This is a genomic window from Pseudomonas sp. PsB, assembly GCF_043658375.1.
GTDB classification, from domain to species: domain Bacteria; phylum Pseudomonadota; class Gammaproteobacteria; order Pseudomonadales; family Pseudomonadaceae; genus Aquipseudomonas; species Aquipseudomonas putida_Z.
Map to the genome: position 1 here is coordinate 13,373 of NZ_JBIGLU010000016.1, position 22,045 is coordinate 35,417.

18 protein-coding genes are annotated in these 22,045 nt (G+C 54.0%); 8 read left to right on the plus strand and 10 right to left on the minus strand.

Annotated features, from left to right (window positions below; genetic code table 11):
• Positions 1-429: 429 nt before the first annotated feature.
• From ACGLHT_RS18775 to ACGLHT_RS18795, 5 genes are all read right to left on the minus strand, one after another.
• Positions 430-2,214 (minus strand): DUF927 domain-containing protein, encoded by a 1,785-nt coding sequence (locus tag ACGLHT_RS18775; protein WP_274119788.1) that lies wholly within the window; start codon positions 2,212-2,214, stop codon positions 430-432.
• Entirely contained in the window at positions 2,211-3,221 is a 1,011-nt protein-coding gene (locus ACGLHT_RS18780) for a toprim domain-containing protein (RefSeq protein ID WP_274119787.1), read from the minus strand. Before ACGLHT_RS18780 ends, ACGLHT_RS18775 begins: the two co-directional genes overlap by 4 nt.
• A 462-nt stretch (positions 3,222-3,683) precedes the next feature.
• Positions 3,684-3,923, minus strand: a complete 240-nt coding sequence (locus ACGLHT_RS18785) for a hypothetical protein (RefSeq protein WP_274119786.1) — start codon at positions 3,921-3,923, stop codon at positions 3,684-3,686.
• The gene (locus tag ACGLHT_RS18790) at positions 3,920-4,051 is read right to left on the minus strand and encodes a hypothetical protein (protein ID WP_274119785.1); all 132 of its coding nucleotides are present in this window, start codon (positions 4,049-4,051) and stop codon (positions 3,920-3,922) included. Before ACGLHT_RS18790 ends, ACGLHT_RS18785 begins: the two co-directional genes overlap by 4 nt.
• A 252-nt stretch (positions 4,052-4,303) precedes the next feature.
• On the minus strand, positions 4,304-4,504 hold the full coding sequence (locus ACGLHT_RS18795; RefSeq protein WP_274119784.1) for a helix-turn-helix domain-containing protein: 201 nt from the start codon (positions 4,502-4,504) through the stop codon (positions 4,304-4,306).
• 116 nt (positions 4,505-4,620) lie between these two features.
• Between ACGLHT_RS18795 and ACGLHT_RS18800 the strand changes: the two genes are divergently transcribed.
• On the plus strand, positions 4,621-5,154 hold the full coding sequence (locus ACGLHT_RS18800; protein WP_274119783.1) for a hypothetical protein: 534 nt from the start codon (positions 4,621-4,623) through the stop codon (positions 5,152-5,154).
• On the opposite strand, the gene ACGLHT_RS18805 is transcribed toward ACGLHT_RS18800, so the two are convergent.
• Entirely contained in the window at positions 5,147-6,355 is a 1,209-nt protein-coding gene (locus ACGLHT_RS18805; RefSeq protein ID WP_274119782.1) for a site-specific integrase, read from the minus strand. The genes ACGLHT_RS18800 and ACGLHT_RS18805 overlap by 8 nt on opposite strands.
• Positions 6,356-6,688: 333 nt before the next feature.
• Here ACGLHT_RS18805 and ACGLHT_RS18810 point away from each other — a divergent pair, with 333 nt between their 5' ends.
• From ACGLHT_RS18810 to ACGLHT_RS18840, 7 genes are all read left to right on the plus strand, one after another.
• A complete protein-coding gene (locus tag ACGLHT_RS18810; protein WP_274119781.1) occupies positions 6,689-7,978 on the plus strand; it encodes an integrase arm-type DNA-binding domain-containing protein in 1,290 nt (429 codons plus the stop codon).
• A 272-nt stretch (positions 7,979-8,250) separates the two neighbouring features.
• Positions 8,251-8,484: a pyocin activator PrtN family protein gene (locus tag ACGLHT_RS18815; protein WP_274082495.1), complete on the plus strand. Its 234-nt coding sequence runs from the start codon at positions 8,251-8,253 to the stop codon at positions 8,482-8,484.
• A gap of 300 nt (positions 8,485-8,784) precedes the next feature.
• Entirely contained in the window at positions 8,785-8,991 is a 207-nt protein-coding gene (locus ACGLHT_RS18820) for an AlpA family transcriptional regulator (protein WP_253168138.1), read from the plus strand.
• Positions 8,988-9,323 (plus strand): hypothetical protein, encoded by a 336-nt coding sequence (locus ACGLHT_RS18825; RefSeq protein ID WP_046854179.1) that lies wholly within the window; start codon positions 8,988-8,990, stop codon positions 9,321-9,323. The genes ACGLHT_RS18820 and ACGLHT_RS18825 overlap by 4 nt, the downstream gene beginning before the upstream one ends.
• 368 nt (positions 9,324-9,691) lie before the next feature.
• The gene (locus ACGLHT_RS18830) at positions 9,692-9,850 is read left to right on the plus strand and encodes a hypothetical protein (protein WP_274119780.1); all 159 of its coding nucleotides are present in this window, start codon (positions 9,692-9,694) and stop codon (positions 9,848-9,850) included.
• Between the two features lie 289 nt (positions 9,851-10,139).
• Positions 10,140-13,013, plus strand: a complete 2,874-nt coding sequence (locus ACGLHT_RS18835; RefSeq protein WP_274119779.1) for a DUF927 domain-containing protein — start codon at positions 10,140-10,142, stop codon at positions 13,011-13,013.
• 88 nt (positions 13,014-13,101) lie between these two features.
• A complete protein-coding gene (locus ACGLHT_RS18840) occupies positions 13,102-13,956 on the plus strand; it encodes a hypothetical protein (RefSeq protein WP_274119778.1) in 855 nt (284 codons plus the stop codon).
• 201 nt (positions 13,957-14,157) lie between these two features.
• Here ACGLHT_RS18840 and ACGLHT_RS18845 read toward each other — a convergent pair whose 3' ends face one another.
• The 4 genes from ACGLHT_RS18845 to ACGLHT_RS18860 form a co-directional block, all read right to left on the minus strand.
• Positions 14,158-15,528: a hypothetical protein gene (locus ACGLHT_RS18845; RefSeq protein ID WP_274119777.1), complete on the minus strand. Its 1,371-nt coding sequence runs from the start codon at positions 15,526-15,528 to the stop codon at positions 14,158-14,160.
• A 431-nt stretch (positions 15,529-15,959) separates the two neighbouring features.
• Positions 15,960-17,408 (minus strand): hypothetical protein, encoded by a 1,449-nt coding sequence (locus ACGLHT_RS18850; RefSeq protein WP_274119776.1) that lies wholly within the window; start codon positions 17,406-17,408, stop codon positions 15,960-15,962.
• Positions 17,353-19,947, minus strand: coding sequence for a hypothetical protein (locus tag ACGLHT_RS18855; protein WP_274119775.1), 2,595 nt, complete (start codon positions 19,945-19,947; stop codon positions 17,353-17,355). Before ACGLHT_RS18855 ends, ACGLHT_RS18850 begins: the two co-directional genes overlap by 56 nt.
• Positions 19,948-20,575: 628 nt before the next feature.
• Entirely contained in the window at positions 20,576-21,802 is a 1,227-nt protein-coding gene (locus tag ACGLHT_RS18860; protein ID WP_274119774.1) for a hypothetical protein, read from the minus strand.
• Between the last annotated feature and the right edge of the window lie 243 nt (positions 21,803-22,045).

Genomic DNA, 22,045 nt, shown 5'->3' on the forward strand with positions numbered 1-22,045 from the left:
ACTCGTGGCTCGTAGAGCAACACTTTCTGTGCCTGTCAACAAAAACCACCGGCATCCCCTATTACCCGCGTCTGATTTCGAGCTTGTCAGGGATTGAGGTCGGTAAGGGGTAAACCGCTCTAAATCGGGGCGTGTGGCGGTGTATTCGCCTTCCCTGGCTTTTTTTCAAGGGAACCAGCAAGCATGCAGCCCCCTTTACTAAACAGAGTTGTGTTCCCTTTTCCCTATTCCATAGTCTATTAAGGGAACCTTGAAAGCCTCGTGCTAACTGGCTTATTCCCTCATTCCCTGCATTCCCTCTGAAAATATCGCCCCGGCAGCTACCATGCCATTAGGAGGCTTGTTGGGCTGCGCGCCCCATCTGTCTGGCGATTCAAGGGAAGCGTTCGGCGTGCCCACTGATGACACTAGGTCGGCGCGGCAAGCTGCTCACTGGCCAGAGCCTTCTTGATCAAGTTTTGCCGGGTCAATGACATAAAAACGGGGGCTACCTCCGCCTGGCATTTGGTATTTTTTTTGAGTCCGCTTCTGGCCAGCCTCAATGTCAACCTTAGCGAGCGCATCGGCGTTCTGAAGCGCCCGAATGATCCTCTTTAAATTAAAACCAGCCGCAGCCTCGGCGAGCCCTGGATTGTTGAACATGTAAAGGCGCTTCCCAAGATCAACCTCGTAGTAACCAGCGCGGTTGTGCACGGTGGTAGTCCCAGAGTTACGAAAGTCGGAGAAGCGGCTGTCTCCATGCAGGTCAATAAAATTGGCGATGCCTCGCAAGATTTGACGATCTTCTGCGCTTCCATCACCCATAGTTTGCAGCCATTCGTTGAACAGTGTTTGGCAACCCTTGAGGGCAGTACCTTTCGGCCAATTCAGTAGCTTTCGACGAATAGCCGACTCACCAGCGAGCGCCATGATTGCGAAGCGATCCGCCACCCGGCCAGCCTGCGAACTTTCGGTGGAAAATGCTTCCCGTACTTGCCGGAATGCGCTGTGCAGGTCTTCTGGATGCTGGATCAGCGACTCCACAAACGCAGGGCCAATGTGCCCATAGTGCTGGGTAACGGCATCGCTCACTACCCGGTGAAACTCTTGTCCCGTAAGCCCCTGTACGTCATCAAACGCGCGGTGTGTCCGTGTGCCTGCATTCACGTCCACCATGCGCAGCTCGGCCCCGGCGTGGGCATTGCTGCCACCAATGGCGGCGTGATCCGACAGTGAGCGCTCCCCGCTCGACAACGCCAGGACGCGCCAGGTCAATTTGGCGCGTCCCTCCCGCTCCCTGGTCATGGTGCCTTTGCCCATGCCGTTGGCGATGGCATACGCCATTTCCTGAACCCGCTTGGGGTCAGCCCGCTTGATTTCGTCCAGGATCAGAATGGTGTCATTGCGCGATGCGGCCTCGATCTCAACCCCCCCTTTCGACACGTCCCAGGACGCCGCGAAAGCTCCAGGATTGCCCCACACGGATGCTGCTAGGAGCTGGGCAAGCGATTTACCACTCGACGAATCACCCACCAGGTGGACGCCGCCCCCATTCACCCCCACCTTGGCGAGCAAAGGGCCTGCCAGGGCACAGCAGACCGACAGGATCAGCACTGGGTTGCCCACACACCGCACCGCAATCTCGGCCTGCCAGCCATCGGCAGTGCCCTTACTGTTAAAGATGCTGGCCGCTCTGCCCGAGTCCTGGAAACGCACGTTATCCCCGCCAATGACGCGAGAAGGCAGTACAAACGCTCCCGACTCGTGCCACCCTGGCTTGCCAGTGGTTGCGATCACCAAATCAGGGGACTGGTGACTGGCCAGGTAAGGCACGATCTGGCGGCGCTGGTGGTATTCGATGACCAGGCCGCGACTCAGTAGGGATTTCAATACCTCATCACCTTTGCTCCCTATCACCTCCCTTGGAATGACCAGCTCGATGTGCTTGCCGCGGTGGCTGAAGTTGACCAGCAACCCTATGCTGCCGTCCTCTGAGTTAATCGTTTCAGCCATCACATTGAGGGGGACACAAATCCAGTGGTCTACGGGAATAGCTTTCTCATCAGGCCCGCTTTGCTTCAAGCCGTGATACCAGGTGCCAGCCTTGTAGAACTTGCCCTCCACGGTGCAAGGGTCTTCGTAAACGGCGTAGCGGGGCCGCTCCAGCTTTTCGGATGCAGGTATTTGTGGCTCACCCACCAGGCTCAAGGCAGGTGGCTTTTCGTATGTGCTCATGGTTTGCGGCTCTTCTTGGACTGACCTGAAACCCAGAGGTGCAGGTCATTAAAATCGGATAGGTCGGAGGGGGCGTCAGTGGGCCAGTCAGGGAACACCACACGTGCATCGGAAGCCCGGGCGGCTTGATTTGCTGCGCGCTTGCCAGGATTGCCCGGTGTACCGCGGTCGTCGTCACCAGCTACGACAAGGTCAAGGGTGGAGCCGTAGCGCTCGCGCATGGCCATGGTCACTGCCTTGAGGTTTCCGGCATTCATTGCGCAGACCACTGGGCATCCGGTGGCTTGGTGCAGCGTGGCGCCTGTGGCCCATCCCTCGCACACGTATAGGCGGCAGCCTTCCGAGAGCTTGCCCAGCGGCGAATAGCAGCCTTGGACTCGCCCTCCCATCAAAAAGCGCTTGCTGCCGTCCGGCGTGATGATCTGCAGGTTCACCAAGTGCCCGTTATCACAGATAGGCACCACCAAACGTCCCTGGCCCAATTGGCGCACCAGGAACGGTTTCACCCCCTTAGCCAAGAGGTAGGTATGCAGGGGGTCGGCGGGCTTTGCCACTCTCCAGAGCTGTGCGGCTTCACGAGCAGCCTGGAGATGCTTTTCCTGCTGGAGCTCTTGTTCACGCAGACGCCAAGAGGCGCGCTCGCGTTCTGCCACGTGGTGACGTTCTTGCAGCTGCTGCGCATCGGCAGCCGTAAGCCTGAACAGACCCAGGCCCAGGCGCTCGTCCACTTCCTTGGCCGCATCCAGCTGTCCGCATCCGCGCAGATAGGCCAGCAGCGACACGAGGTCGCCACCATGGGCGCCACTATCGGCAAAGTCGTTCCACCGTCCGGTGTCGAGCGATACGCCGAAGGAACCGGCTTGCCTATCCGCGCGAGCAGTGTTGGCCGCGACCCATTCCCGTCCCTTGCGTGTGCCTTCAGGTAGCCACTCAGATAGCAGCGTTTCCGCTGCATTCAGGGCATAACGGGCAGCATGTCGAATCAGATCCACTGGACTTGGTTTCATTATGTTTTTCCTCCCCAACTACCTTTTTCCAGGCAAGCCGATCCCATCGACGCATTTCTGCGTTTTTGAAAAGCTTTCATCTTGAATTTCCTTAAGAGGGGAGCAGGCCGCGGTTCGTCCGGCAGCCTGCGTTATGGCTCACATCTAGGTGACCAGTCCTCAGTCTATTTTCTGGGGCGTCTTGGCACGGGGAGCCGGGCACGATGCTGCCGTAGCCAGGTGATCACCTCGGATGCAAACCATCGTTTGGCAGCTCTAATACCGGTGGCACATGGCTGTATGCTCGCGGGAAACGTGGGCTGGACAACAACCCTTCGTTCAACCGTGTAGGTTGCCAGCTTCAGGTAGGCGGCGATGTCCTGCGATGTCCACAGCTCGTCTTCTGCTGCCACTGCTGGGCGCTCAAGATGGCGAATCAGCTCCTGGATCGAGCTTGTCAGATTATCGAGAGTACCTTGGAGATCACTGCACATGGCCGGCCTCCTGAGGTTGAACGCACTGTTGGCGTGCCACATTACTCATCGACTGAATCACCATGGAGATGTCTTCTCCCAGCGCATCCAAAAGCGAAGCGATCATCTGGGGGGTGAAGGTCGAAGATCTCTGCACCTCACCGAACAGAATGCTCATCAACGTGATTGACTCCTGGGCGCGCTCGAGTTTGTGAAACTCCTCTTCGGACAGGCTGTAGGGACGATTCATTTCTTAACCCCCACGCGCCAGGCTCCGATGGAGCGGAGGGCTTCGAGATCCACCAGGTAGGTTGTTGGTGACAGAGTTAGCTGGCCTAGTGATTGGCCGGCTCGATCAAACAGGGAGATGGTGATCATGACGAAGCTCCTTGCGCTGCCGCAGGCTCATACGAAACAGATCGGGTCATCTCCGTTGGGACGAGGCTGGCCTCGGTGTTCATCAGCGGGTTAGAATTTGGAGATCGCATGGTTTTTCCTCAGAGTTCTGTGCGGTCAGTCGGGTCAGTGGTCGCAACACTGACTCGGCATTTCTCTCCTGTAGCCTGAGATCAACAGGCCCCAGCATCCATCGTTGCACTTCGCTTACGTCGACTACTCTCTTTTTCGCCATCACCTGGTGCCGTATTGGGCTACGCGCTCAATCCAGGTCTTGAGCTCACTGACCAAGATCAGGCGCCGGCGGCCAAGCTTGAAGGCTTTCAGCTCACCAGAAGCAATTGCCTCATAGATTCCTGATCTCGAGTGACTGGTTAAGCGTGCTGCTTCTTCCACGCTTACGGAAAGGGAGGGTAGGGCTTCGGGGTGCGTCATAGCTTCTCCTTGAACGTCCCGCCGGGACTGTACGATACTGTACCGGACGTAAGCATATTATTTGTAAGTAACACGATCTGCAAGCTTTTTGCTTTGTAGACGTTTTTGGGGGAGTAATGGCAAACCGGTCGAAAAAGGTTGTTCTATCCGCAAGGATCGATGGGTATCTCAAGGCTGGATTAGAGATGTATGCAGCCTCCAGGGAGCAGAAAATTGTCAAGGTTCTCGAGACGTTTCTGGAAACCGGCCTGGATGAGTCATACGTAGACAGCCCCTTTCACGACTCCAAACGAACGCTCCAAAGAATCACCTACCTGGACATGCTCAAGGCTGTGTGGTCTGAGGATGAAATTCTTTTCAAGGTGAGAGCTGGAGCGCTTGGTAGGGACTACGCCGGGGAGACAGCGTATAGGCAGGCGATGACCGCTATTGCGTGCTTCCCCGGGGAGGTCGATCTGTATGGCGACCTGAACGGATACATTAAGCAGTACGGCTATGAGTCGCCTCGAGAGTGTTTAATTGACCTCGAGCGGGTGCGAGCAGATTGGCATCTCATCGAGGACTATGTGGCGTTTCTCGAGAACAACAAGCCCTTCGAGCCTACGTTCGGGGACTATTTGGCAATGAGGGAAAAATCGGAGTCTAAATGAGCTCCACGGCTGCAGCCTTGCTGTCAGGTGCCAGGTGGGCATAGCGTAACGTCACCTGCAAGTCGGCATGACCCAGCAAATCCCTGATCGTGTTGAGGGGAACCCCCTTCATGGCCAGTTTCGAAGCAAAGGTGTGGCGTAAGTCATGCCAGCGAAATGCCGTTACCTCAGCGAGTTTCAGCACCGCACTCCAAGCCTTTCTGACGTTGTCCATAGGCCCCCCGGTCTGGCTTGGAAAAACCAACCCATGTGCCGGCGATTGTGCTTTCCATTCCTCGATGGTTCGTTGAGCTTCTTTGTTGAGAGGAATATGTCGGGTTTGGTCTGACTTGGCGCCTTCGCCGACCACCGTCAGCGTTTTTTGCGCAAGATCAATATCCTTCCAGGAGAGATTGAATAGCTCGCCACGCCGAAGGCCTGTATTGATGCTGATGAGGGTCATTGGCTTCAGATGGTCTGCAAAAGCGCGCAGCTTGAGATCAGGCAACTCGGTTTTCTGACGGCTCCTTCGCCACTCATTTGCGCTATCACGCTCGTTTCGTATACGTGCCTCCCGCGTATCCAGGGCATCGCGAAGCCTCCGTTCTTCATCCTGCGATAGGAATCGAACAGGCCCGCGAGTATCGAGCCTCATTGGCTTCAGTTTGGCCATGGGGTGAGCGTCCATGATCTCCCACTCAACCGCTTTAGTTATGGCTCCGCGAAGGGCGGCAAGCTTCCTGTTCGCGCTTGCGGGCTTAAGCCCGGCGGACAGCCATTTAACGCGCATCGCTTCCAGCTCTCGCTGGGTCAAATCTGTCAGAGGTTTACCCATAAGCGGGGCAAAGCTGTACTCAATCGCGTGGCGGGTTTTCTGATGAGTCTTCTGATGTGTCTCGAGCCACGGGTAGTAACACTCCACCAGGTAGGATTTCAGGGTGTGCGCCTCCCGACGCTTGTTCCTGCTGGCCACAAGTGGCGTTCCATGCTGATGAGCTTCAGCCAGCCAGCGCGCTGCCTCTGTCCTGGCTTGATCAAGGGTCATGACGCCAACGCGACCCAAGGTAGCGGCCTTGTTTCGCTCCCAAGTGACCATGTAACTGGCATGGCCACTGGGCAGCACCCGGATAGAGAGCCCAGGCTGGCTGGTATCATGAATACGGTAGATTTTCGCTTGAGGCTTAATGCTCGAGAGGGTTTTTGCGGTAATTTTGGTTTTCATGAGTGACGTCCGTGACAGCAAGGTGACAGCAAAAACGACTATACGGTGCTGTTTTGCCGGACTCAACCAGACGGTAGAGCATTGAATGGCCTGAGGATTCCCCGGTATGCTGGGGTTTTATAACGCCCTCGTAACGCGAAGGTCGCAGGTTCGATTCCTGTCTCCGGCACCAGAGTCCAGTTTCCAGAAGTCTATGACTGTCTACGAAACACCCCGCAAAGCCCGCCTAGCGCGGGCTTTGTTGTTTCTGTCTGTCTCGTTTTGACTCTGGGCATCTACGCGATTTAGGGATATGGTTAGGGATATCTCGGTTCGACAAGGAAACGTATCCCTATGGCGCGCACAGTGGTGCCTCTCACCGATCCCAAATGTGATGCGGCCAAGCCTCGGGAGAAGGATTACAAGCTGTTCGATGGCAAAGGCCTCTACCTGCTGGTGAAGCCGTCAGGGGTCAAGACCTGGCGTATGAAGTACACCAAACCTGATGGCCGTGATGGTTTAGCCACGTTTGGTAACTATCCGGCGCTCGGCTTGAAAGCGGCCAGGGAGCGACGCGCCCAGGCGCTTGAGCTTCTTGCTGCTGGGAAAGACCCCATCGAGCAGGCGCGCTTGGACAAACAGGAAGCGGTAAACGCCCGGTCGAATACATTCCGTTTGCTTGCTCAGGAATGGCATGCGGCTTGCGCTCGTAAGTGGACACCGGGTCATGCTTCCACCGTGTGGCGACGCATTGAATCCCACCTGTTGCCCACTCTCGGTGATCGTCCGGTCGCGGAGCTCAAAACACGGGATCTGCTTGTTCCGCTGAAAGCAGCGGAAAAACGGGATACCTTGGATACGGCTGCACGCCTACGCCAGTACATGACGGGCATCCTCCGTATGGCGGTTCAGCATGGCCATCTAGATTTCAACCCTGCGATCGATCTGCAAGGCGCCACGGCTACCCGCAAAACAGCGCACCGGCCTGCTTTGCCATTCGAGCGCTTACCTGAGCTTCTCCAGCGGATAGATGCCGACAGCGGGCGCAGCCTGACCAAGCTCGCGGTGCAACTGACCATGTTGGTGTTCATCCGCTCCAGCGAGCTCCGCTTCGCTCGCTGGGGAGAGATAGACATGGGGAGGCTGATGTGGGAAATCCCTGGCGAAAGGGTGGCTATTGAGGGTGTGAAGAACTCCCATCGTGGCTCCAAGATGAGCACTCCACACCTGGTACCGCTCAGCCGACAGGCTATAGAGGTGCTGGAGAAAATCCGTAACCTCACTGGTCGTTTCGATCTGGTGTTTGCGGGTGACCACAATCACTGGAAACCCATGAGCGAGAACACCGTGAACAAATCGCTGCGGCGTATGGGGTATGACACCAAGGCAGAGGTATGCGGCCATGGTTTTCGAACTATGGCTTGCTCCGCACTGGTTGAGTCTGGGCTGTGGAGTAAGGACGCTGTCGAACGGCAAATGAGCCACCAGGAGAGAAACACGGTGCGTGCAGCCTACATCCACAAGGCTGAGCACATACAAGAGCGTAGGCTTATGGTGCAGTGGTGGGCCGATTACTTGGATGCCAATCGCAAGGATGCAATTACCCCATACGATTTCGCCCATGGGCGGCTACCACCATCATGAAATAGATGGCATGCGACCGGGGGCGATGCTCGCCCTCTTCAATGGCGGTGTAGCAGGTGTAACTGGTGTAGCGGCAGGCCACAACCTGTTGAAATTATTGGGCAATGTCGTTGTTACACCTTGAATAGTCTCGGCTTAGACCCGGTGTAACACGGCGGAACAGTGTAACAGTCGGAAAGCCCAGCTCTTCCTGCTGGCAGCTCTTCGCTTGGACACAAAATCTCCACTTGGCGCGGGATTTAGCCCCAGGCATGGGGCGCGGGGGAGGATAAATGGTTGATACCCAAACATACGACATGCTTCTGAAACGTTACGGCAGCATGTGCTTACCGCTTGAGATCGTGCGACAGCACTATCTGCAGCATTTGGGCACATCTGCACTTCTCAGAGAGCTAGGCAAAGGGAGGCTAACGTTGCGGGTAGTAAAGGGCGACTGGGGTGGACGCATTCAGCGTGTGGTTTACCTTCATGATCTGGCTAGCTGGCTTGATCAAGGTGGCAACTGACCCCCCTTTGAAAGCAACGCAGCGCGCTGGCGTCGGTCACTACCGTTCGTCGGGTAGGAATGTCGTCAAGCTACGTCGTCGGTGCGCCCTAGAAGTTAGATGGGGATAACTCCAGCCGGCTAGAAATTCCCCTGTTTCTTTCCCCTGTGAATCGGCATAAATAGTGGGCCCTGTTCATACCAATACAGGGCACTAGCTATGACAACTCGTAGTATCGCAAACGCTACTTCTCCCACTCCATCAAATCCAGGCGCTAGCCTCGACGATACCAATCCACTTAGATTTGACCCAGCAACTCGGTTGATCCGCATAACCGATGTGGTCGCGCTGGTAGGTCTTGCACGCCCGACGATCTACAAGCTGATGAGCCAGCCTGAAAGCGGTTTTCCCCAGCCGGTCAAACTTACTGATAGCACCGCACGCGGTGCGCCCGTTGCCTGGGTTTTATCTGAAGTGTTGGATTGGACTCGTGCCCGCATTGCCGCTCGCAACAAGGTGGCGGCATGACACCTATCTTCCTACCACACACGATTCTCGATGCGGTCGGAGTACTTGAAAATGCTCGGCCTACAGTTGCCATGGGCCGTGATCGTCTGCGCGCCTTGCGTGATCGTGCCATTTCCGAGGGGGCACACGTTCTGCTCTTGGCCTGGCCGTCGCTGGAATGGGTGATGCTGGCCGTCGAGGTGCCATCGGGTGTAGTTATCGAAGACGCGCGGCAACTAATCCCCAACCTGCTGGCCAATCCCGCTGCCTTGGAGCACATGCGTTCAGAGTCTCGCAATGGCCAGCATCTAAGTTGGCTGTCTCTGGTCCGCCCCGTCGTCGCTAAGCACTAACGAAAACGCCCCCGGCTGCAACCGGAGGCGTTAGAGGTACATTCGTATGCCCCCTCAATCTATGACGTCGTGCGTGATCGCGCAAGCCTCGCGTATTGCTCTTATTAAATCGAGACGCTATGCTCCGTCTGTCGCTGCAAATTCAGTGACCGGGTTTGGCGACCCGATAAACAATAGGCGCACAGGCGCCCCCATATCGATTGCTGGCGCTTTTTTTGTGCCCGCATGTCTGCGTTATGGCGGCTGTGCGTGGGAGACCTTCGGGTCTGCCGGGTTCCTATTGTCCCGGTTCGCCAACCCGCGTACAGCTGCCACCCTTAATCGTTTGGCGACGATCCGTGGCAGCTCCTCAACAATAGGAGCTTCACATGCACGCCCTCAATCCGTCCAAAATTCGCGCCGCCGCGCACCGGGCAATGGCTCTCGCCGCTCTTCACGCAAACTCCAGTCTTGCTACCCGCCTCGCACGTTACAACCGACATATGAACATTGCCCGCACCCTGGAAACCGTCGGGGGTGCGCAATGAAATCTGCATTCCAGGGACTTGAGGGGCGTCTCCCCGAAGACCTTCTATCCGTATGCGCCACCAATGCTGCCGGTGTGCCAATTGATGCCATCACTGCGGCGTGTTCCCGCGTCGACGCCGTTTTGCACTTACTCATGGCGCAGTTCAATTCGGGTTCGGATGTTGAGAGGTTGTCTGACTCAGTAATAGCGAATGTTATTTGGGACGTCCAAGGCACCGTAGGGCTGATTCGGTCTTTGGCCTTGCACGGCGATAGGTCCACTTATCAACTGGTGCATGGGGATCGCAAATGAGCAAGCGCCCCAGCTTTTCCGAAGTCAAACACGCTTCCCTCAGGTCAATCGAGCGAGTCCTTTCTAACTGGTTGCCAGGCGGTAAACGGGTAGATGGCGGTAAGGAGTACACCGCTCCAAACCCTACGCGAACTGACAAGCATGCAGGTTCACTAAAGGTCAACTTGGCTAAGGGCACTTGGTGTGACTTTGCCACAGGTGACAAAGGCGGCGATTTGATTGACTTGGTCCGCTACCTGGATCGCGTCACTGACATAGATGCCTGCAACAAACTTGCGACCTTTCTCTGCGTCGCGCCAGGTAGCACAAGCATCAAGCCGCCCGGTGCAAAAGTCTCGAAACAGGACTGGACACCAGTGCTTCCCATTCCTGAGCAGGCGATGCAGAAGGTATTGCATACGCACAGGCAGCACGGTAAGCCCTCAAAAGTCTGGATCTACCGCGATGCCAGCGGTCAGCCCCTCATGGTGTTGTATCGTTTCGATTTGGTGCCGGATGAGAGTGGCTCGGCGCGCAAAGTGTTTGCTCCACTCACCTGGTGCAAACACTCGGGCAATGGCTCGCTTGCTTGGCGCTGGCAGGGCTTACCTGAACCACGTCCGCTGTTGAATCTTGATGAGCTGGCTAAACGCCCAACGGCGCCAGTAGCGCTGTGTGAGGGTGAGAAGGCCGCCGATGCGGCTGTCGAGCTGTTGCCCGAACATGTTGCCACCTGCTGGCCCAACGGGACGAACTCTTGGCAAAAGGCTGATTTCGCGGCACTAGCCGGGCGTGACGTATTGCTGTGGCCAGACAACGACGCTCCAGGCTTGAAGTGCATGGATGCCCTGGCCGATCACCTGCGGAAGCTTGGGGCTGCCTCGGTGCAGACAGTAGCCTTGGCGGTGTTCGGGCAACTCCCTGGGATGGATGGTGAGCGCCCCACTTTCGCGCCGGGCGGTGACTGGCGTGAAGGTGACGATGCGGCGGATGCTCAATCCAAAGGCTGGACAGCCCAACACTTGTCTGAGTTGCAACGCACCGGGGAACTGTTTGCCCACGCACCTGCAACCACCCCTACACCCACCAAGCAGAGCAAGGCTACTGGCCAGGCCAAGCCCCAATCCGAGAAGAAACCCGCCCCGGCCCCGAGCGGCTTTCGTGTCACAAAGGATGGGGTGTTCTATGCCGGTGAGGATGGCGAAGCACGACCGGTTTGTTCACGGCTAGAGATCTTGGCTCGCACCCGTGACGAAAAGGGCCACGGCTGGGGCCTACTGGTGGAGTTCGATGATCCGGATGGTGCCAACAAGCGCCTCAACATTCCGGCCAGGGCGATGGCGGGTGACTTTGGCAAGGAGGTGCTCGCGCCACTGGTCGATATGGGGCTGCGCCTGGCGCCCGTGCGTACTGCTCGCAATTCGCGCAACGACCTGCAGAGCTACCTGCAAGGCTATGACGGCTCCGAGCGCGCTCGCTTGGTCACTCGTCTGGGTTGGCATGGGGATGCTTACCTGGTGCCGGATCGGCAGATCGGTGCCAGCACTGAATACCTGCACTTCTACGAAGCCGGCGCCCAGCTCCCGCCCATTACTCAGGTTGGAACACTAGAGCAGTGGCAACAGCAAATCGGCACGTTGTGCGTGGGGAACAACCGCCTGACATTCGTCGTGTGCGTAGCTTTTGCTGGAGCGGTCCTGCATTTGCTTGGCCATGAATCAGGAGGTTTCCACCTCTACGGCGATAGCTCGGGCGGAAAGACCACCCATTTACAGGTGGCCGCTTCAGTTTGGGGAGGGCCACGCTTGGTGCGTTCCTGGCGTTCTACAGATAACGCGCTGGAGAGTATCGCGGCGGCACACTCCGACGGCCTTCTGGTGCTTGATGAAATCGGGATGTGCGATCCACGGATCATCGGGGAAACGGTCTACATGCTTGGCAACGGCACAGGCAAAGCCCGGGCGAATGACCGCGGGATGAGCGGGCGCCAGGTACAAGAATGGCGACTGCTGTTCCTTTCCACGGGAGAAAAGACCCTTGCGCAGCACATGGCCGAAGCAAACAAGGATTTGAAAGCGGGTATGGAAGTGCGGCTTTTAGCCGTGCCAGCTGACGCCGGAAAAGGGCTGGGGTTGTTCGAGGAGTTGCATGGTTTTGAAGATGCCGCTGCGCTTTCGGATGCGCTGAAATCCCGTGTGGCCAAGTCCTACGGATCACCAGCCCTGGCATTTCTGTCGGCACTGTGCGACCCGATCAGACTACGCGCATACACAGCTATGGTCCGCAGTACAGTGGAGCGCTTTACCACAGAAGCACTACCCATCAATGCGAGCGGACAGGCTCAGCGTGCTGCTACTCGATTTGGATTGGCAGCAGCGGCTGGAGAGCTGGCCACCGCCCTGGGCGTTACCGGGTGGCCGGATGGTTTGGCTCTCGACTCTGCCCGCGTATGCCTGAAGGCGTGGTTGGCTGAGAGAGGCGGCGCCGGGAATATGGAAGGCGATGCAGTTCTTGCCCGCCTCCGCCAAGTGATCGAGAGGTTCGGAGAAAGCCGCTTTACGCGTTGGGAGTCTGCTGCTGCCAAGGTCGATGAACATGGTCCACGCACCCTTGATCGACTCGGCTTTCGCAAGTCGATGGAGCACGGCATGGGTGAAACGGCACACACGACGACGACCTATTACGTACTCCCCGAGGCTTGGCGCTCTGAGATTTTCCGCGGCATGAACCTCAATGCAGTGAACAAAGAGCTGTTGCTGCGTCGAGTACTGGAGCCAGGAAAAGATGGCAAAGCCTCTACCTCTGTGCGTCTGCCCGGGCTTGGGCTACAGCGATGCTACGTTGTCGTGACGATCCCTGAACCGGCAGAGAACGAAGCGCAGGCCGCTTAAACCATCACCTCTAACCCATGAGGTAGCGATGGCAGCGAGCGGTCTTGCCAACCCGGTCTCAACACATTCCCATATTTAGGTATCGATCATGAATGAACTCAAAAAACAGCGAGATGAACTGATTGCTGAACGTGATGCGCTCGAGGCCAGTATTCCAGGTCAGCTCTCAGCTTGGCGAAACATGCCGAATGCTTGGCGCAACGGCAATTGTGTAGGTAGCCCCGAAGCAACGGCAGCAGTGGAAAAGATTTCCGCTGATGAGTGTCGCGTGCGTAGCATTTCTGCGGAATTGGAGAAGCTCGACAACGAGATAGGTTATCGTGAGCGCCTGGTAAATGCCGAGGAAATCAAGACAGAAGCCCGCCAGCTCATGTCTGATTCAGCTAGTGCGGTCTCCATGTTGGAGGGGAAGCGCAGACTCCTGTTTGGACGCCTCCAAGCAATTCAGAAAGATATGGAGCTGGCACTTGAAGCGGCTCGACAGGCCGAGTTGGACGCGGCAAATCTGTATGCACGAAGTATCGCCTCTGGTGACAGCAAAGGTGAAAAGGCGGCAAACACCGAGATGCAGAAAGCAAGTAACCAGCTCATTGAGGCGGATGAACACGCAAGGCGCCAAGAACTCTTGACGACTGCATTACAGGCAGAGATTGACTCGCTCGACGCTCAGATCGCACATGCTCAGAAGCGAGGGAACGAGGCGCAGAGCGCAGCTTTGGCTGCTATTGAGATAGCTCTTGGAGATGAGTGGAATCACTTGGGTGAGCAACTCGTAGTCGTGGGCGCTCGGATCCTGGCCGCCAATCGTCATCGAGGTGGAGCCGGTACGGCACTGTCAAGGTTATCGATTCCAGGTTTCGGTCCTTCAGCCAGAGAGCTGCAGCGAGACGACGTGCTAGAGCGCTCTAAAAATATCACCCTAGCAGATCTGCTGGACGCATAACTCCGAAACAGCCCGCAGAAGCGGGCTGTTTGCTGCTGCATAGTTAGCGCTCACCTTCGTGTAAATCTAACCAGAAAGCAGCTGTATCAAGTTAGCGGATGACTGGTTTCGGTCGACATATGCCTCTCATGGAGACCGCTGTCGACCCAGAGGTCAGCCGCTGAGAATACCTCGACACAGCTCGAAAGGTTATGATCTCGATTAAGCGTTTTTTTCATCAGTTAAGTAAGACTCAATAAACTTGTCGGCCGTTTCGTTGAATTTTAGCTTTTCAACAAGATAGCTCTCTGCTCCAGGTTTGTTGGAGTTTATGTAATTTATTGCACTAGAACGGATTTTTGGAATCGCAGAATATTTGGCTGACTCAAGGGCAGCTGAGGACCAGGCACCAAAATCGGCGGCTTTTGAAACGGCCACGATTAATTGGAAGCATTCATGATCAGATAGCAACTCGCTAAGTGCAGCGTCAAGTGAGTCAACCACGCCAGCGAATGAGTTTGCCACGCTAAAGGTAGATGAGCCTGCATCGGCGAGCAATTCAGTTATGTATAATGGGGCCAGCGTTGCCTTGTTCTGCGCCACAAACTTTATAGTCTGCTGTGAATACGGACGCTTTTTGATTAGATCTCTAATCTCAGCCTCAAAGGTGCCAAAAAGCTCTTCCGGTTTCAATTCCTTTGCTATTGACGCGAGAGCCCTGACAGGGTGCACAAGTTTCGTTTCACTGAGGGCAGAAGTAAGAGTGCCAATTTTTTTCGAGATAATTGAGCGTAGCCGTCCTATGCAGACGGCTGGCAGTCCAAGAAAGAGTTTCCCGTTAGCTGAAATAAGTTGAATAATTAACTCCCCGTATAAGGGGTCGTCTGCTTTTGCTTCGATGACTTTCTTTTTTATTTCAGAGGTAACCAAGGGTTTGTTTTCCTTGGCTAGGCCTAATAGAAAGCGCGAAGAATTCGAAGAGGTGTTAGCATCACCTGATGCTACTAGCTTTGTCAGGCGCGCTATTAGCTGGGGGAGCGCTTCATCGTGCAGTTTGGAAGTTTCCTCATTTGTAACTGCATTTATCTCAGAAATGTCTGTGTTTGGAAAGAAGTTTGAGTTTCCTAGTCTGGCCAGTATTTCGTCTACCAGTTGAGTAGTTGAAAGAATTGGGCGTGAGAGGAAGCGGCTTACTGTTTCGAAGAAAATGAACCTAGCTTCTTCAGCGGAGGGTTTATGACCGGAAGGATGGGCTGACTTATTCCGAAGAATGCGCAGCGTTGTCAGGAAAGCGCCATCCAAACCAGACAGTAATGACTTTGAAGTCAACTGATCGATCAGAAAGTTTTCATATACGTCTTGATTTGCTTTTTTTTTGAATGCCTCATCGGATATGGTTTTCGCCACAGTGTTAACCTTGGCCAGCTCTCCTAATTTGACCAGGATGTCATCAAAAAGCGCAATGTAACTTAGAACGATCGATCCTCTATATGCGCCGGCCATATAGCAGCTCATTGCCTCTCGCATATAGTCCCGAATCTCTGCATCGGAAATTGTCGCTATCAGTTCTTCCATGTCTGTCAGGTGAGCCATTGTGTCTCCAAGGCGCTGTCATAGCTTGAATAGGCAAGAATATCGCCTGCTGTGGTGTTAAGTGGTCTGGAAAGCGTATAGGTAGGCATGAGAGCCGTTCGGCACTCTACTAAATTCGTAGGGATTTTGGTAGCGTACTGCCACAATTGCGCCGTCGCATAGGAGATGATGGAATGTTTTCGCGGCCTGAGTTACACATATATCCTTAGGTTGGCATGAACAACTGCTTTGGCTAGGTTGCTCGCTGGTTGTCATCGGCGGCTATCAAGCCTAGACTGCCGCTCGCTAGCGTACGTTTCCGATGTTTTACGGGAGCGCTGTTAACGGCCAAAAGTTTTAGGTTAGATATGTGGGTGAATGCGCTCCAACTAGAAGACTGTAACTATTACATGTCTTCTGTCTATTGGATCGATGTGTTTGTATGAGGTCATTTACCTCGAAAGTTTGCTTGGTCTAGTGATGTTTCCTTGCACAACAATAGTAATTACTGATACCTCGGCTGGCGGCTGAGACTTTAGAATCGTGATGCTTTCAGCAGCTGGCCAGGGAGCTGCGGTTTTTGTTCTACAATCCAGCACACATAGCACGGCAATACGCTTTTCCTTGGCAACGGCATAACTAGCAGTTTGTTCAACATAGGCTTGGCAGTCTTCCAAGGCTTTGACTCCAGCTGGCAGCGACTTTAGCTCAATAACGATACCGCGATAGCTGAGGTCTGTGATGCCTCCTGAAGCCTTGGGGTGCTCGTCTAGTTCAGAGCCAATTTGAGGGTTGCGTCGAAGCTCCTTGCGAATCGCACTTTGGAATTGTGCCTCTGACCAAACTCCATCGAATTCAGCATCTTGGATCGCACGCCCCGCCACTCCCCCTAAGACAGTAAGTACTTGAAGCACATCACTGAGCTCGTTGCTTGCCACGAGCCCATTTTGACGTAGGGAGTCCCGAATTCTGAGGATTTTCTGGTCTACCAACTGGTAACCGGTTATGGGGTTTGACCTGACGTCTAGGCCTTCGATGAGGAGAGTTCGATGCCCTACGATAGCTACTGGTTGTTCTGAGCTAATTGGTTCGAATGCAGCTGAGTACTTGAACTCATAGGGTCGTGCATTCAATCCTTGCGCGAGTTGAAGGGCAGCGCGTCCTCGCTGGAAAAGAGTGTATGGAGGATCTCCCTCAGGTTTGTCGAAGACGAACTCTGAGAGCTCATAGCTGCCGCGCAGCTCCGTTGAGATAGGAGTTAATCTCAGTATTTCAGCAGATTCAGGCCATCGCGATACACGGACTTCGATTTCAAGGTCATGAAGCTCTAGAGGAGTGAGATGGTGAATACTTCCAGCTGATCGCCCATCTATTTGGAATTTTAGGAATGCAACTGAGAGCTCGGCGGGAGGCGGTGGTAATGTTTTCTCGTCATTGTATTTGGAAACTCTCTGTGAACCTTTTGAAAATACACCTACCGGTAAAGGGACAGCAGCGAGTGCCATGCAAAGTTTTTCAAAATCAGAAAGTGAGGTAATTCGAGGGAGCGAGTCAGACGCGATAACGAGGAGTTTCGAGGCCTCCTGCTTGCCATATTCATTGTGCCATATGCGGTATCGTTCACATGCACTGCGTAAAAAACGCTCCACTCCGTTACTGGCCGCGAGCACGCCTTCCCGCCATTCAGTAAGGCTAGCGATGAGTCGGAGAAGGCCGGCCAAGGCGCTGTAGGTAATTGCCGTAGCGGCCCTCCCATATCTTAGAGATGCTTCGTCCAACTCTGCACCAATGGCTAATAAATCTTCTGGCTTGAAAGGGTCTCCGGCCCCCAATGTCCTCAGAGCCTCAACTGCCCGGATCCGGCTGTAAAAAGTTTGGGAGATAACTGCGTCTGCTTTCATATTGTTTTTCATCCTCCTTGAGAAGAGCTTCGAGTTGTAGCCATTCAGTTTGTAAAGCTTCTTGAGTTGGCACATCCTCAGCAGCCACTGCGGCCTCAAACTGCGCGGCAACTACATGAAGTCTCCGATACCACTTGAAACGTCTTTTCGGAACCGTGTTTGGAATTGCATCCCAGGAAGATTGGATTGCCGCCACAGCTTGGGTCCAAGCACCGACACGAGTAAGTAACTCTACGACCGCCCCCGCCAGTATCAATCTCCCTGATTGTCGCTTAACCAATTTTACTAAGTCGTCGGCACGTTCGAGTGCCTTCGCGTCTGGAATTAGATGCACTAGGGTGACGGCGTTCTCTTCACAATGTTCATTCAGTTCTGGGTCGTCGAACGTGTATATTACTAATTCCAAAAAGTTTGAGGCAGAGGAAAGCGCTTTGCCCATTCGGGAAAAGTCGCGACTATAAAAACTGGCAGGTACTGTCATCAGAAATTTAATGAATCGATTGTCAAGGCCAGCCTGGAGTAGTTGAGGCGAAGAAAATCGGTCCAAGTGCAAGCGGATACACCGTATCAGAAAGTGATGCTCCTCCTTTTTGCTACTGTAATAGAAGATGAGGTTCAACAGAGCCTCACCGGCGCGCCGCTCTAAAATATCTGGCAAATCGATGCTGGACAGAGCGCTAGCGGCTGCCTTGTGCACCATCACATACGGGTCCTGCAAGAGTAGTACAAACGCCTCTAGTACAAGCTCTGGCAGGTCGGAAACGCGGGCTTTTTTCAACTCTCCAAGCGCTTGGCCCGCAGCCGCTCGTCGAAGAACTGAAGCTCCGACCAGCGATGAGTAGAGATGAGGAAGTACAATATTTAGTGTTGAAGGACTATCAATGAGGCAAGGAGTAGCTAGAGTGATTGTGGAGCTCAGTCCATCACGTTGCTCATCAATACTATTGAGAAATTCTACGTAGGAATGGACGAGCCTATCACTGCCCTTAGCTGCTGTTGCGGCTATCACTGCACATGATTTGCGGAGTTGATACAGAGTGTTCGCTGAATTTTGGGCCTCGAGATGATCGTTAAGGTTGGTTGCCGGTGTGGCATTTTGTTCAGCCTCAAAAGCTTCAATCCGAGTATCTAAAACAGCAGCCGTACCAAGTAAGGCATCAATATTATGCTTTCCAGCTGCCACTATTTCGTCTGGTTCGTTACTGAACGCCTGGACAACGAGGCGAAGAACCTTCTGGTTTTTAGAGGTGCCTGCGAGCTTGAGCAAACGCCTCAGAAGCACCGAATATACAGCATTGCTGGATGTTACTATTACGCTGTCTAGATCCTCATCAACGTGTATTGAGAGCCTCAATAGCTCTTCATAAATTGCAGTGAGTCGCTCCTCGCCATCGAGAGAAGAGCTGTCGAAAAATTCAGAAATTACTTCGTCTATTCTTTCAGGCGCGGCATAGAGGGCTAACGCGACGATACGTCTTAGATCACCGCAGACCATTCCAAGCTCCCGATCGGTCTGATCCTTTTCAAGTAACAAATGGGCACGAGCGAGCTTTGAAATCAATGTTCTAGCAAAGCTTGGAAGTAGTGCTTGGTTTTCATTATGTAGCACATGTAGAGCAGCTACACCCAGGCGAACTGAATATGACTGCCTCTGATCGAGGAGCCTCTGGATAACGTTACGGACAACTTCCGGCCACGACCTGTAGATTGCCTTGAGCGGCTCCGGCCTACTGATAGTAGTAGCTATATCGATCTGTGATCGGGGGCGCTTGGCATGAGCTATTAGTGCCGGTATAGCGCGCTCAACCTTAGCTGGTGCCACCATTTCTGGATATGCCATAACAATGTCTGCGGCAATTTCGACAGCATCATGTTTTGCAAGGCAGTCGAAGGCCGCTTCGGAAATTCGAGCTTTGTCTCCACAGACTTGCTGTATAACTGATAGCGCTTGCTCCTTGACGTTAATTTCGTTAGAGGTTGCAAGTTCAAAGAAATAATCAATCAGCGGAGTAGTGAATATTTCAGGTGCAAGCTTGGCTGTCTCTACGATGCGCGTCTTAACCTCATCCGATGGGCAGGCATCGAGTGTGTCGAGGTCGTCAAGAAGAGAGCAGCATGCAGCGCTTTGCCCGACTCTTAGAGCAGCCCTCTGTGCGATCCTTGCTCTGTGGGCTGACTCAGCCTGAGCTTGTGCTTTCCTTTTGGCCTCCTTATGCCTCTCTACGGCTCGGTCACGCTCATCAACTAGCATCAACAAATTTGGCATCTGAACCGCCAAGCGCTTGTCGCAATGAGCGCAATTGCGATCATAAAAATCAACAGCACTAGGCTCAAGATCCCAGCCTGCCATTCCAGACGCATGTGCATAGTCACAATCGACGCCAAGCATTCCTATCGGAAGACCTGTCATTTGTGCAATCAAGCCCACTCCGCCACGGTTGACCACTCGGGCATGAGAGCAATAATTATGAACAAGCTTGATAACCTCATTGTTGCGAAGGCCTGTCTCGACAGCTCGTTCGTATTCGTCTTCATTCATCTATTGAATCGCATCCCAGCTTGGTTGGAAGTGGCTCGCTGAGTGAACCTTTCACCACCGACTTTAAGAAGCTCAGTTTCGCGGGGCATCGTTTTTGGTCAGCCGTAGCTAATCCTATCAGAAGATCTTTGATGTTTGCTTCTGGCCGACTGAATCCTATCGGCAGCGGTAGCTTTGGGTCGATAGCCGCCAACGAGTGTTACACCGGGATCTGTTGTTACACCGCTAGGGCAAGAAGAGTGCATGAGCGTGTTTCGCTGTTTTATCCTTTAAAAACAATAAGTTACTCGATGTCGTTACACCCATTACACGTGTTACACCGATTTGGATTTGTACTTATCTAGCAACCCCATGCCCCCTAGTTGAGGGGTGCCTTCAGCGGCTGAACCAATTCCCCCTTCCCGATCCTAGAAGCTGCCGGGGACCCTGAGAGATGCGTTGAGATACGGGGCAGGAAACCCGCGGCTCTTCGTTAGCGAACGTCCTCTCAGCTTAGTGAACCGGTGAACTCGGTGAACTCCAGTGAATTGTGCAAATTTTCGAACGGCAACCGCGATCTTTACGGGGCGGGTAAGGATCGCGGTCGAGGCCGGCTTGCCTGGTAAGCCTTGGCAGGGGAGATCTGCTGTCAGTCTCTACCCAAGTCAAAGGCGAGCAAGGAGACAGTCACTTTACGTCCACTGTCCTGGGGGAGGGAAAACACATAACGGTCGCTCGTTTCATCCAGGCTGACCGGGCCGCTGAGATAGCGGGGATGACTTTTCACTAGGTCCCGCATTTTCTGGACCACTGCTGTGAAGTCGGCATTTCGGTTAAACATGACGATTGCCGTCTTGGTATCACGCCAGGTTAAGTAGCTGAGTAATTGGTCGATGGTGGCTAAAAAGCGTTTATCTCCACCCCATATCTTGAACTCAGCTACAAAGAGGTTGCCCTCTTCATGGCGTATAAGAACGTCCGTTTTACCTTGATAGTTGAAAGCCTCCCCTGTCGCTGTGCCGAAATGGGCATTAAGCGGTACCAGGAATAGGTCCCTGAGCGATTCTTCGTCAAGCTTCCTCGTGCGCGATGAGCTTTGCTCAATGCTCCGACCAGCTCCACGAACCAGGCCAAGAATAGTTTCATACTGCTTCATATCAAGCGTTGGTTCGGGGGGAATCGCTGGAGTCATCGGCGGTAGCTGGGGCACGACTTTTTGCTTGACCGTTGGCGGGATATAGCTGCGTGCATCCCCAGCCTTTTCTTTCAAACGAATGCCCAGCCCAGAGAGCTTTGAAGCATTTTCCTTTTGGGCGAGTAGCTTAGTGCGGCGGGCGTCTATCTCTGCTCTTACGGCATTCTCGATTTGCTGCTTGAATCCAGACCACTGGCGGCGATGCGATTCTAAGTATTTTTCAATGGACGCAAGCGTCGAATCGAGCTGTGCCTTGATGGTCTCAGGGGTGAGCGAGCGATCGGCTATGGTGAAGGCCAAATGTTGCTTGCGAACCTGGGCCCGAGGAGGATTGAAATCGAACGAGCTGGGACGCAGCTTAAAGATATCTGCTTCCCCTTGAAAAGGGACTTCGAAGTCGTACGCTTCACCAGGAACAGATCTCATCTGCCTGTCCCAGTGATCCCAGACCTCCACCTGCCGCTCATGCTGGGATGCAACGATCTCATCTCGAAGGAGAGTGGGAATTTCAACGTCGTATTTTTCCACAAAATACTGGACTAAAGCCTCGACATCAGTCTCCAAGAGCCTGCGTTCCGGCAGCTGGCTAACCTCAGTGCATGCGGCGTTTATCTGGGCTGAGATTGAGTGCGAACCATCACCGTCGCTAAAAAGGTAATCCCTCACTTCCCTACGGTTCATTAGCGTACCTTCTGGTGTTATCAAAGTGCCATCGAAGGTAGTCGCGATTCTGACGTGAATCAACGGTTGATCGGGTAGGGGGGAGCAACGCTTCTGAATCCAGTTGTGAGTCGCCACATCTCAAGGTGGATTTTCTTTTAGGGATACGTTTAGGGATACGTTGTAATTGTTAAACTGGTCTTGTTCATATTTTACTGGTTGAAATGATTATTTTTCGATTCCTGTCTCCGCATCAGACTGAGT